Origin of the sequence: Psychrobacillus sp. MER TA 171 (assembly GCF_023713305.1) — a bacterium.
Lineage (GTDB): Bacteria > Bacillota > Bacilli > Bacillales_A > Planococcaceae > Psychrobacillus.
Genome location: NZ_JAMAWN010000017.1, coordinates 1 through 12,472 on the forward strand (window position 1 = coordinate 1; position 12,472 = coordinate 12,472).

Sequence of the window (12,472 nt, forward strand, 5' to 3'; positions counted from 1 at the left end):
ATGTTTGCGCTTGGCGATATCGATCCCAATGACCAACGTCTTTTCACTCACTTGATTAATTTTATGATTCGTACTATTATTCATAAGAGGCCCTCCTATATATGTTTTGAGTATTCAATTGGTTGTTGTTACTCTAGCATCATATAAGAGGGTTCTTTTTTTTTCAAGAGCCTGTAAAGTAATCATACAGGAATGCTCCAGCGGGAATAGCGCGAGCTGAAGACCCTGGACCGAGCACAGCGAGGGAGTTTCAAGGAGAGAAAACTAAGGACGTCACATCGTGTGACAACGTTTTCCTGACCAACATCCTGTTGGCCTAAGCCGTGCCCGCGGAAAGCGTTCGCCGCAACGGAAAACAACTTCTTTGCCAGATTGTAGAACTTACGAAAATTTCTAACTACACAAATAACAAAAACAAAAAATGAAGATCACTCATTTGAGTAATCTTCATTTTTATATATGCTAAATATCATTATTTAGTAGGCATTTCTATGTCCACATATTTGTTGTGCTATTTAGTGTACTTAACAATCCTTGATTATATTCTACCCATTTCTTCATTTCTCGCTCTACCGCTTTGTTTTGCCATTCGAACCAAAAGGTCGGGCACTCGCTGCAATGGCTTTCGACACCTTTATTATTGCGCAAATCCCTACATGTAAATAACGTTTTTTTACGGCAATTATAGCAATAAATTTCTTTTTCATCTAATAGCATTATACGTCCCCTCCAATTACAATAAATTATTGACCATAAAGTGGATATTAATACCTTTAAATGGTTGTATTGGAGATTTAAAATCATTTAATCTAACTTATTTATAATCTGCCTAAATGAAAAAAGTCTCGAAACCAATGGCTCCGAGACTAGCAAGTTATATTCTTGCATTTATAAACTGTATACTTCTATCTGCGATTAGCTCCTTATCGGCGTCTAACGTAGCAACATGGTAGCTATTTTCTAACTCCACAATTTCCTTCCCAACAGAGGAAATTGCTTCATATATTTGAAAGGAATTCTCTGGTGGAACTACATGATCCTCTGTAGATTTAAATATTAGAGCAGGTGCAGTAATTTTAGACAGATTATCACGTACTAGCCTAGATAGCAGAAGAATATCAGACATAGACTTTACAGGGGTTTTTGAATAAGCTAACTCCTTTATCCCTGCCTTCTTAATGTCTGAACCAATCCCCTCTACAAATCGAGTCTCACTTTGAGAAAGGGTTTCATAATTTTCAATCATGTCCGGCATATAGACGGCAGCATTAATCGGCATAATGCCTTTAATTTCAGGGTAGTTTTCAGCCAAGTATAAAGTAAGCGTACCACCCATTGATAGTCCACAAACAAATATGTCTGAGCATGTTTCCTGAAGCTTGGTCAATCCTTTTTCTACGTCTTTCATCCAATCCTCATAGCTTGCACGCTCCATATCCTCTGGTGCTGTTCCATGGCCGGTGAGTCTCGGTCCAAAAACCGTAAAACCAGCTTCGGCAAACCTTTCCCCTAAATAATGCATACTTTGAGTGGATCCTGTAAATCCATGTATCACTAACACCCCTACATGATTTCCCTCGTAGAAAAATTCCTCTGCACCCTCTAGCACTTCATAATTCACGTTCCCATCCCCCTTCTACGTTTTTACTTAACGACATTTCATACCATTATTCCTTACCACATTTCTATCACATTTAAACTCTATTTCACTCCAACCAACCGTTTTCATTTGCTTTGTTTACTGCTTGTTGTCTGCTTTCCACGTGAAGCTTTTGGATAGACGAGGATAAATAATTTCGGACAGTACCCTTCGTTAAAAATAATCGCTTTGTGATTTCTGAAGTAGTTAACCCTTCTTTAACAAGACGGAGGACGTCCCTTTCTCGGTCATTCAGAGGATTCTCTACTTTCATGAAAAGAGTGGCTGCTAAATCTCTGCTCACAACCCTTTCGCCAGCAGCCACCTTTCGAATAGACTCTATTAACAAATCAATTGGCTCGTCCTTCAGTAAATATCCAGTTACGTTACTGTCAATCGCTTTTTGTAAATATCCCACTCGTGAAAAAGTAGTGACAATCATAACTTTGCTTGGAATCTGTTCCTCTTCTATTTTTCGAGCGAGCTCCAGTCCCGTCATATGTGGCATTTCAATATCTAAAATACATACATCAGGTGTTTCCTTCACAATTAGTTCCCAGGCTGTCTGACCATCCTGTGCCTCTCCAACGACTTCTATATCTGCTTCAAAGGATAATAAAGAAGAAAATGCACCTAGAAGCATTTTCTGATCCTCAGCAATTACTACTCTTATCACGATGTATCCTCCTTACGAATGAATTGGTAATGTAATCGTTATGATAGTGCCTCCAGAGGAACCCTCTTTTACAAGTACGTCGCCTTGTAAAGAATGCATCCGCTCCTTTATCGAGACTAGACCATTTCCAAATCGCTTCATCTCTAAACCAATTCCATCGTCCTTGATATGTACGTAGAATACCTTATCTTTAAACTCTGTATAGATTTCACAACATTTCGCCTGACTATGTCGAAGTATGTTTGTTGTCGCCTCTCTCACACAAAGAGAGATCATGGTTTCCTCTACATTAGATAATGGTTGGCGACAATCATGATTAGATTGAACATTAATTCCCGCAGATTTTAGTACTTGCTCCGAACGTTCTAGCTCTCTTTCGAGAGATATAAATTTCATATCCGTCACCAGTTCACCTACCTGCTTCATAGCAGTTCTTGTAGTTGCTAAAATATCATCTAACTCACTCTTAACCTTAGCTTGTTCCGTGCCTACTAATTTGGAAGCAAGCTCTGTCTTCAGCTTAATAATCGTTAAAGTATGGCCAATTGTATCATGTAGATCTCTCGCAATTCTCTGTCTTTCTTCTTGCTGAACAAGCTGTTTATTTACTTCCTGTAATTTGGTTTGTAGATTGGATGTTTTCAAAAGAAAATACCTTAGTATGGGCAATGCAAGCTGAATAATCATGAAGGCTACTAAGACAGAAAAATCTAAACCATGGAGCTGCTCCTTCCAAAGAAAAAGGATAAAAAGGCAGGCAACTCCTGCTATTCCAAGCCCTATATGAAACTTAGACTTAGCTCTCCCTAACAAATCTGCAAACAAAAAACCAAAAGTAATAATTACAGAGCCCTCGAAAAAGCTTAATATTATAAGAAGCGAGTAACCAACAAGTACAGCACATAGAAGGAGCCAATCCTTATTCCACAATGCAATATAATAGGAAATAACAATGAGTAATAGAAGGATGAGCTGTATTCCGGGATGCAAGGCTGAATCAGATAGCATTACTAAGGTAAAAAGAAAAATGATGGAGGCTACATCAATGATCAAGTATTTGGTCGCCTGATCCTCGGGATAAAATTTTATATTTGTCACCTCTATTCACTAATTATTTGGAGACAGCTGCTACAGCTCTTCTCCTAAGCCACTCCAATGGTCCGGTCTGCAATGTCCGTATACAAACATAGGCAAATAAGAATTGAAATAAAGTAATGCAGAGCCATATAGCGACTATAGTAAAGCTACCTATTTTCCCACCTAATCCTAGACCCCAGCCATAAAATATAATAGAAGCTAAAAGGTTTTGTGAGACGTAGCAGCTTAGTGACATTTTCCCGACTTCTTCTAATCGAGACCAAAGCCACTCTACCTTTCTATATTCTACTAATATACCAAATAATCCTATATAGCCAAGAGACATAATAGGTGCAAATAAATAACGAATAGGCAAATCAAATGCACCACCTGGTACAAATATAAGTAGATTTAATGGAACACCTATATACATACCTAATTTAAATAGTTTTTTACGCTTCTTTTTACCAATCTCTGTTTTAGAAAAAGTACCAGATTGCATAAGAAATACACCTAGTAAAAACAAGCATATATTCATTGGTACGATTAAAATCACTTCTAATCTATAATAAATAAAATTGACCAAACGGTTTTTAACCTGCTCGAGCCATGTACCACTTTCATAGAGTGCCGCTCCCTCATAAGTACCCAATGACATGTTTAATGCCCCCACTAGAGCTGCTACTAAGATTAATAGAATAATGACTGCATGAAAACTTCCGACTCCAATCATTATTTTTTTCATAAAGGAATCTCCTCGTCTTAAAATAAAAGCTACAATTAAACCGGTGACGGCATAGCTCATCAAGATGTCATATTCCATTACGAGCATAAAATGAATAAACCCTTCCAGAAGTAAAAATAATAATGTCCATACATACACGCCAGGCCATGCATTCCCTTTACGTTTCGCCTGCTGGTATTTTATCTCTAGACCCACTCCAAACATGATGGTTAGTAACCCTAGAAACTTTCCGTTTGCAAAAAAGAGAACTGCCATTCTAAGAAAGTCCTCCAATGTCCACCACCCGGTATAGTTTGAAGTCGTTGTATAAGCCAAGTCTCCCAAATAAGCAAAAATCCATATATTAGTCCCTAGTGTTCCTAGCACAGCAAAACCACGAAGAATATCTATTAAGCGCAATCTTTCATTTGTCATCAAATAACCCCCTCTTTCTTCTGTAAAAACTCATTCCCTTATATAAAATAATAAAGAGAAATCACGGATGCTAACATTCACAGCAGTCAGAAGTATAAGATGACACTTGTCATAACTAATCAAAAAAAGACAAGTAATGAACCATCTCGAACATCTCCGAAATGGTTCATTGCTTGTCTTTTCATCTAAGCTTTCTATCGTGAATGCGTTTTAACCAATCATCTAAATAGGCATCAAACAAAATCGGCCTTTCAATCTGTAGGTTATGTCCAGCACCATCTAGAATGGCGTAGGTTGCCTGAGGGAAATTGTCTTTTAAATGGAACGCATCCTCAAATCCTACTACATCATCCTGCCTCCCAAGTAAGAAAACGGACGGTTGTTCAAAGTTTGGTTCTTCAAACCAGCTACTAAAAGAATAGTTACCTGCAATTTTCTCTAGAAATGGTTGATTTGCTCGATTCATTCCACTGACAATTTCTTTCATCCAACGATTGTAGGTGTATTCATTTAATACGACGCAGTTCTCCTCGAATGCCACTTTTATATCGCTTCCCAAGCTTTTTAAGAATAGCTCATCCTTTGCTGCTGTTTGTTTAACAGGAAGTGTTCTTTTATCACGAGCGGCATAAATAACGGGGCAAATAAAGAAAGCACCTAGAATAGAAAAACTTTCCTTAGCGATTACTCCGCGTGCCAAATAACCTCCATATGACTCTGCTGCTATTAAAAATGGCTCCTTTTGGATTTCCTTTTCTATAAAACCAATCACTATATCTAACATATCATCGGTATTGTCTAGATGAGCGAATTGCTTGGATTTACCCATTCCAGGTAAGTCTATGTATATTCTTTTATAGGAAGCTCCTGACTTTTGAAAGAAAGGCTCCATACATCCCTTCATCAGCTCCATATCAGGCGAAAACCCATGAAGCATTAAAATAGGGGTTCCTTCTCCGTATATTTCATAATAGATTTCTACGTCCTTTATTGATGAGTACATACTATTGTTCTCCTCCATTACTGACAAGCGCCAAGTGGATTACCATCCGGATCAAAAAACGTAAAGTACTTCTTATCCCCATCTCCGTCTAGTGAATTTACCGCAATTCCTTTAGATTTTAACTCATCATAAAGTGTCTCTATATCCTCGGGTATAAAGTTAATATATTTCCCTACGCCAAAATGGTTCGAAGGAAATTTCATAGGAGTATGATATTCTACTTTGACTAAACAAACGACAGTCGGTGAATCACTTGATATTTTCATGACTGCAGCTTCTTCCTCTATATAGTTTAGCTGGAAACCTAGTACCTCCTCGTACCAGCGCGCTGAAACCTTAGAGTCCCTCACAGGGATAAAAATCCCCTCTACACCCTTAAGCAATGACTTGTTCAAGTTGTATCCTCCTCTCACTTCTTCTGTATAACTATTCGGTGGCTCACTGGATTTTCCTTCTTTATTTGATAACCTTTCGTGAAAGAAAAAAAACTTGAAGCTGTTAAATATCAGCTTCAAGTTTTTTAGTTCTTTTCCATATTCTCGATTAAGTCTAATAATCTTTGTCTTTTGTCATCGGCTTCTTCATGAATGATTTTAAATTCATAGCCAGTCTTTTCTTCATTAATTGAAATCTCTAGAAGATCTCCTTCTTTAGCGTCAATTGTAAACTTTTCTTTTAAAATAACTAGCTTGTCCGATTTATCATTCTTACCAAAAAGAATAACAAAAAAATCGTCGAAATGATCAAGTATATATTTTTTCGCTTCCATGTATTCTAACCCCCTTTTTTAAAAAGCTTATGTATTTAAAAATAATAAGAATTTATTTTATTTAATTTCAGAGTAAAGTTCCTAAATCTTATTCTATACTATATACTTACTTATTTTCACCTATTTTGTCTACTATTTATATAAACTTTTTAAAACGTTCATAATTCCACCTTTTTAATGAAACAGAAGAAATTTTTTCTATTTTCTTTAAGTATTTGTTATCTTTTATAAAAAGTTGACTAAGACATTATAAATTAGACGTTTTTTGACAAAAAAAGTTACTTCTCAATAGTATGAGAAGTAACTTAAAAATTATACGAATTTAATCATTTTATAATTTTTCTTTCCTCTTCTAATAATCATAAATTCATCTTCCAGTCTATCCTCTTGCCCTACAACATAACCAATTTCTGTAATTCGCTCTCCATTGATCGAGATAGCCCCATTTGTTACATCTTCACGTGCCTGTCTTTTAGATGGAGACACTGTGGCTTCCACTATAAAGTCAACTATGTTTTTATCCTCTTTTTCCATTTCCACGGTTGGAACATCCTTAAAAGCATCTTTCATTTCACTTGCTGTAAGTGCTTTTAAGTTTCCACTAAATAGCGCCTGAGAGATTCTCACTGCTTGGTCTAATGATTCTTGACCATGTACTAGGCGAGTCATTTCTTCTGCAAGTGTTATTTGGGCTTTACGTAAGTGCGGCTCATTTTGCACGGTTACTTCTAATGCTTCAATTTCAGCTCTCTCTAGGAAAGTGAAAATCTTCAAGTATTTAATCACATCTGCATCGGCTGTATTAATCCAGAATTGGTAAAACTCATACGGTGAAGTTTTTTGAGCATCTAACCACACAGCACCAGAGGCAGATTTACCGAACTTCGTACCATCCGCTTTCGTAACTAAAGGAATTGTAATACCATATGCCTTAGTTTCCTCTTCATGTGTTTTGCGAATCATTTCTAAACCAGTCGTAATATTCCCCCATTGATCGGATCCACCTACTTGAACACGGCAGCCATAATGATTGAATAAGTGGTTGAAGTCGATACCTTGGATTAATGTGTAGGTAAACTCTGTGAATGACAGTCCTGAATCTAAACGTGAAGCAATAGAATCCTTCCCAAGCATGTAATTGATATTAATAAGTTTGCCGTAGTCTCTTAAAAATTCAATAACAGACATTGGTCCAATCCAGTCCCGATTGTTTACCATCTGTGCTCCATTTTCAGATTGAAAATCAAAGATTCGTTCCATCTGCTTTTTAATCCCTTGGACATTTAAATCAATTTGATCAGTAGTTTGCAGTTGTCTTTCCTCCGAACGACCTGAAGGATCTCCAATCATTCCGGTAGCTCCTCCTACTAAAAGAATTGGGCGATGTCCGTGCATTTGAAATCTACGAAGTGTTAGGAGTGGAACGATGTGCCCAATGTGCATACTATCTGCAGTTGGGTCAACTCCACAATATAGAGAGATTTTTTCAGTAGATAGTAGTTTATCCATTCCTTCTGCATCCGTTTGTTGATACAAAAGACCTCTCCATTGTAGGTCTTCAATTAATGAGTTTGTCATTTTGTTTCCTCCTTTTATTGGATTGAGCAATACCAAACAAATTGCCTATAAACAAAAAAGTCCCTACATGATAAAAATCATGCAGGGACGCTTAGTCATTAGCGCGGTACCACCCAGCTTGAAGGATCAATCCTTCCGCTTTTTCACATGTAACGTTGTGAAAACGTATAACTCCAAGCCTGTAATTCGCTTTTATACACTGACTAACTTTCACCGACCGTTAGCTCTCTAAACAGTATGTATAATCACTACTTCGGACTTTTCTTCGTTAAATGATATACCTATTTTACCTAATTTGTTTCGGATGTCAATAAGTATCGTCTAACATATTGGACTATGATATAATATTCATGATTTGGAGGTCGAGAAATAAATGAATAAATGGATGGAGAAATTCCACTTATATAAAGAGAAAGTAGATGCCTGGCAATCAACCAAGTGGGCAAGAAGGTTACGTATATCTTCAAGTGTCGTATGGAATTTATGCTTAATATTTTTAGTAGTCGGCCTCATACTTGGAGCATTTGCCACAGCTGTGGGAGCAGGCTATTTCACTTCTTTAATAAAGGATGAACCTTTAAGAAAGAAAGAAGAAATGCGAGCAGCCGTGTTTAATTATGAAGAGACTTCTGAAATTTACTTTGCAGGGGATGTCTACCTTGGGAAGCTAAGAACTGATTTAGAAAGAACTGAAACAGATCTTGCAAATGTCTCCCCTTATGTCATTGATGCAGTGTTAGCTACCGAGGACGAATACTTTAAAGTCCATAACGGGATTGTTCCTAAAGCCATCTTCAGAGGTCTATTACAGGATATGACGAACTCAGATACTCAAACGGGCGGTTCTACATTAACCCAACAGCTGATTAAAAATCAAATCCTTACAAATGAAGTTTCTTATGAACGAAAAGCTAAGGAAATTCTTTTAGCAATGCGACTAGAAGAGTTTATGAGCAAGGACGAAATATTAGAGGCTTATCTTAATATTATACCGTATGGTAGAAATGCAAACGGTCGTAATATCGCTGGAATCGAAACTGCAGCACAGGGAATTTTTAATGTGAAGGCTAAAGACCTGACTCTCCCACAGGCTGCTTACATTGCAGGTATTCCACAAGCCCCTTTTAAATACACCCCTTTTAGTAATGGTGGAGTATTAAAGGAAGGCGAATCGTTAAAGCATGGTATAGACCGCATGAAAGTCGTACTATATCGGATGAAAGAAACCGGATATATAACAGAAGCGGAATACCAAGCTGCAGTTAACTATGATATTACAAAAGACTTTAGACAAAAGGAAACGTTGCCAGAGGAAAAGTATCCATGGCTTACCTTTGAAATTGAAAAGAGAGTTAGAGATATTTTAAGTGTTCAGCTAGCTGAAAAAGACGGAGTGGATTTAGAAGCTCTAGAAAAAGATGATCCTCTAATTGAAAAGTATAATATTATGGCACAGCGTGCTGCTAGTACAGGCGGTTATCGTATTCATACTACTATTAACAAGGATATGTATGAAAAAATGCTTCAAGTAAGAGATGCGTTTGAGTCTTATGGACATACGTATACGAATATTAGTGTTAAAGATCCTATTACTGGAGAAACAGTCACAAAGGATTTCCCTGTACAAGTTGGAAGTATGCTAATAGAAAATGGAACTGGCCGTATTCTCTCGTTCTTAGGTGGTCGAGATTATAATGTAGAGCAATATAATCATGCTACTCAGGCAGTACGCTCCATGGGTTCTACGATTAAGCCATTGGTAGTTTATGCACCAGCTATTGAATACGGTGTAATTGGAGCAGGAAGTCCTCTTGCAGACGTTAAATTTAATATAAATGACAATGGAAATAAGTGGTCTCCTTCTAACTATACGACTGAACAGGAGCTTGGGATTATTTCTGCTCGACAAGCAGTAACAACTTCCCAAAACTTATCGACCATTAGACTTTATGATCAAATAAAAGATAAAAAGCCAACTGATTTCATGATGAAAATGGGCTTTGAAAGCATTGAAGAAGATGAATATGCTAACCTTGCCCTTTCTATTGGAGGCATGAGAAAAGGTGCTTCTTTAGAAGAAAATACAAATGCATACGGAACTTTTGCGAATAATGGTCAATTTGTTGATGCATATATGATTGAGAAAATTGTAGACGTGGAAGGCAATGTCGTTTACCAGCATAAAGTGGAGCCTGTGGATGTATTTAGCCCGCAAACGGCATATATTATGACTGATATTTTAAGAGATGTGATGACACAGGGTACTGCTAAGCTGGCAAACTCTCGTCTAAAATTCCAATCTGATTTTGGCGCGAAAACTGGTACAACACAAGGTCATAGTGATTCATGGTTAGTAGGGTACAATCCAAATGTTTCATTGGGTGTTTGGCTTGGTTATGACGAGCAAAAGCTTACATTATTCCATATGAACAATCGTTATGGGCACCCAAGTGTGCGTATCAATACACTTTGGTCGAACATGATGAATGCGATGTATGACATTAACCCTGAGCTAATGGATGCACCAAATGCTTTCCAAGCACCTGAAGGAGTCGTTTCCAGATCTTTCTGTGGTATTTCCGGTCTAGCACCTTCTACTGCTTGTGAGCAGGCAGGTCTTGTAAAATCGGATTTATTTAATGCGAAGGTTATGCTTCCTACGCAGGCAGACGATAGTCTAGTATCCTCATCTTATGTAGTCATCAACGGTAGTAAATACCGATCATTGGATTCTACTCCAAGCGAATTTGTTACTGCAGGTGGTCACGGAGTAAGTGAGGACTTTATAAAACGAATGCTTGGACGATTTGGTGGAGACGCTAGTAAGCTATTCCCGAATGATTCATCATTTGCTAGCAATGTAGTTTCAGAAAAGGTATTTGAGGCAGACGGTACTCCCCCTGCTCCAGTAACAACCTCTCTGACAGGAAATACAATGACATGGACAAAATCGGCTTCTAGTGATGTAGTCGGATATCGTGTATACCAAGTCGTTAATGGTAACAGAGTTCTGATGGCAACTAAGAAAGAGGCAGAAAATTATAGCTATCAAATCACCTCTCCAGGTCAATATGTAGTAGTAACAGTTGATATAACCGGATTACAATCTGGTGCATCTAACATAGCTACTATTAATGCTCCAGAGCCTGTGATACCAGTTCTTCCCCCGGAGGAACCGGTAGAAGAAGTGCCTGAACAGCCTGTCCCAGGTGATGGTAATGGCGGTGGGGGTGAGGTAATCATTACACCTCCAGTCGAGCCTACCCCACCACCGGAAGAAGAATCTACACCATAAAATAAAAAACGTGAAATCGTATGGACGCCAAAGGTCCTCATCGATTTCACGTTTTTTTCTATAAGGTTTTGCTTAAGACAAGTGTGTAAGATCCTAGACTACAAAAAATATCTTTTCCAAATTCAGGTATTATATAATTAAGAAGCTTAGGAGGAATACGATGAAAATATTAAATTTAATTAAATTTATAGAGGATGATTTTGATGATTATTTCAGCCTTGTGTCTAATGAAAAGGTGATGGCTCAAATTACAGAGTATGCTATTCCTTTTGAAGAGGCTCAATTGAATTATCAAAAGTTATTAATAAGAAATAATAAGTATGATCACTATGGTTCATATAAAATATACGCTAGTTCAAAAAATGAATTTATCGGACTTGGACATTTAACTTTGGATGAAGACAACAATGAAGTAGCTGAAATTGGCTATATGATAAAACCAGAGTATTGGGGAAAGGGATATGGTGGTAAGATAGCAAAACTATTAATTGAAAAAGCTAAGAAAGTAGAATTAAAATCCATTAAGGCCATTATCGACCCAGACAATATTGCTTCTAGGAAAATTTTAATCAATGAAGGATTTATATCTGAGATGATTGTTGAAATTGACGGGCTTCCAGGAGAAATTCTAATGAAAAAATTGTAATTTTAGCAAATTCAAAGAGGAAGTATATTGCAAGCTCACCTATTAATAATAGAAAGTTGATGAAAACAATGAATAAAATCTATATCATATCGGGTCCCACTGGAGTAGGTAAATCTACCACTACAAAAGGTCTTGCAGAACAGTTTGATCAAAGTGCTTATATTGAAGGTGATTTAATAAATCATATGGTCGTTGGCGGTTATCTCCCTCCTTGGAAAAGTGATGAGTCACTTTCGCTAGTTTGGGATAATATTGCGGATTTAAGTATCAATTTTGTCCAAGCAAATAAGAATGTAATCATTGATTATGTTGCTTTTCCAGAGGAAGTAGAAAGATTTTCTCAAAAGATTTATGCTGCAGTACAACATGTAGAAATTATATATGTTGTTTTATGGGTCGATCTAGACGAATTGTTGAGAAGAGATGCTTTGAGGAAGAAAGAATCTCAAATGGGAGCTAGATGCTTAGAATTAGCGAATGAATTTAAAATCAAAGTAAAAGATAAACGATTTTTCTATAATACAACCCACTTAAAGCCATCGGATTTAGAGGAAACATTTTTAAATATTAGAGAAAATCCTTCATTCAAATATTGATTTTGGGGCTATGAAAGAAGGAGTTCAGAAGAAG

General features: G+C 37.1%; 12 protein-coding genes and 1 other annotated feature. Of the genes, 3 read left to right on the plus strand and 9 right to left on the minus strand.

Annotation, left to right across the window (positions count from 1 at the left end):
* Positions 1-489 precede the first annotated feature (489 nt).
* The 9 genes from M3627_RS14605 to tyrS all read right to left on the minus strand — a co-directional run bounded on the left by M3627_RS14605 (position 490) and on the right by tyrS (position 7,901).
* The gene (locus M3627_RS14605) at positions 490-717 is read right to left on the minus strand and encodes a hypothetical protein (RefSeq protein ID WP_169361298.1); all 228 of its coding nucleotides are present in this window, start codon (positions 715-717) and stop codon (positions 490-492) included.
* Between the two features lie 157 nt (positions 718-874).
* Positions 875-1,621 (minus strand): alpha/beta hydrolase, encoded by a 747-nt coding sequence (locus M3627_RS14610; RefSeq protein ID WP_251556292.1) that lies wholly within the window; start codon positions 1,619-1,621, stop codon positions 875-877.
* 85 nt (positions 1,622-1,706) lie between these two features.
* Complete coding sequence (locus M3627_RS14615; protein WP_251556294.1) at positions 1,707-2,315, minus strand: response regulator transcription factor; 609 nt, start codon at positions 2,313-2,315, stop codon at positions 1,707-1,709.
* A gap of 12 nt (positions 2,316-2,327) precedes the next feature.
* Positions 2,328-3,413: a sensor histidine kinase gene (locus M3627_RS14620; RefSeq protein WP_251556296.1), complete on the minus strand. Its 1,086-nt coding sequence runs from the start codon at positions 3,411-3,413 to the stop codon at positions 2,328-2,330.
* A 13-nt stretch (positions 3,414-3,426) separates the two neighbouring features.
* Positions 3,427-4,551, minus strand: a complete 1,125-nt coding sequence (locus M3627_RS14625) for a DUF418 domain-containing protein (protein WP_251556298.1) — start codon at positions 4,549-4,551, stop codon at positions 3,427-3,429.
* 181 nt (positions 4,552-4,732) lie between these two features.
* The gene (locus tag M3627_RS14630; protein WP_251556299.1) at positions 4,733-5,554 is read right to left on the minus strand and encodes an alpha/beta fold hydrolase; all 822 of its coding nucleotides are present in this window, start codon (positions 5,552-5,554) and stop codon (positions 4,733-4,735) included.
* 17 nt (positions 5,555-5,571) lie between these two features.
* Entirely contained in the window at positions 5,572-5,949 is a 378-nt protein-coding gene (locus M3627_RS14635; protein ID WP_169361293.1) for a VOC family protein, read from the minus strand.
* Between the two features lie 125 nt (positions 5,950-6,074).
* Positions 6,075-6,323 carry a hypothetical protein gene (locus M3627_RS14640; protein WP_169361292.1) on the minus strand — a complete coding sequence of 83 codons (249 nt, stop codon included), beginning with the start codon at positions 6,321-6,323 and terminating at the stop codon, positions 6,075-6,077.
* A 312-nt stretch (positions 6,324-6,635) separates the two neighbouring features.
* Positions 6,636-7,901 carry a tyrosine--tRNA ligase gene (gene tyrS / locus M3627_RS14645; RefSeq protein WP_251556300.1) on the minus strand — a complete coding sequence of 422 codons (1,266 nt, stop codon included), beginning with the start codon at positions 7,899-7,901 and terminating at the stop codon, positions 6,636-6,638.
* Positions 7,902-7,981: 80 nt separating this feature from the next.
* Positions 7,982-8,176: a binding site (T-box leader), on the minus strand.
* A 98-nt stretch (positions 8,177-8,274) separates the two neighbouring features.
* Here tyrS and M3627_RS14650 point away from each other — a divergent pair.
* From M3627_RS14650 to M3627_RS14660, 3 genes are all read left to right on the plus strand, one after another.
* Positions 8,275-11,196 (plus strand): transglycosylase domain-containing protein, encoded by a 2,922-nt coding sequence (locus tag M3627_RS14650; protein ID WP_251556301.1) that lies wholly within the window; start codon positions 8,275-8,277, stop codon positions 11,194-11,196.
* A gap of 160 nt (positions 11,197-11,356) precedes the next feature.
* A complete protein-coding gene (locus tag M3627_RS14655; protein ID WP_251556302.1) occupies positions 11,357-11,842 on the plus strand; it encodes a GNAT family N-acetyltransferase in 486 nt (161 codons plus the stop codon).
* A gap of 59 nt (positions 11,843-11,901) precedes the next feature.
* The gene (locus M3627_RS14660; RefSeq protein WP_251556303.1) at positions 11,902-12,438 is read left to right on the plus strand and encodes an AAA family ATPase; all 537 of its coding nucleotides are present in this window, start codon (positions 11,902-11,904) and stop codon (positions 12,436-12,438) included.
* The last annotated feature ends 34 nt before the right edge of the window (positions 12,439-12,472 follow it).

Bases quoted from the DNA above. Each gene is read 5' to 3' on its own strand.
- M3627_RS14605 (WP_169361298.1), bottom strand. From the start codon at position 717: ATGCTATTAGATGAAAAAGAAATTTATTGCTATAATTGCCGTAAAAAA.
- M3627_RS14625 (WP_251556298.1), bottom strand. From the start codon at position 4,551: ATGACAAATGAAAGATTGCGCTTAATAGATATTCTTCGTGGTTTTGCT.
- M3627_RS14630 (WP_251556299.1), bottom strand. From the start codon at position 5,554: ATGTACTCATCAATAAAGGACGTAGAAATCTATTATGAAATATACGGA.
- M3627_RS14640 (WP_169361292.1), bottom strand. From the start codon at position 6,323: ATGGAAGCGAAAAAATATATACTTGATCATTTCGACGATTTTTTTGTT.
- tyrS (WP_251556300.1), bottom strand. From the start codon at position 7,901: ATGACAAACTCATTAATTGAAGACCTACAATGGAGAGGTCTTTTGTAT.
- M3627_RS14650 (WP_251556301.1), top strand. From the start codon at position 8,275: ATGAATAAATGGATGGAGAAATTCCACTTATATAAAGAGAAAGTAGAT.
- M3627_RS14655 (WP_251556302.1), top strand. From the start codon at position 11,357: ATGAAAATATTAAATTTAATTAAATTTATAGAGGATGATTTTGATGAT.
- M3627_RS14660 (WP_251556303.1), top strand. From the start codon at position 11,902: ATGAAAACAATGAATAAAATCTATATCATATCGGGTCCCACTGGAGTA.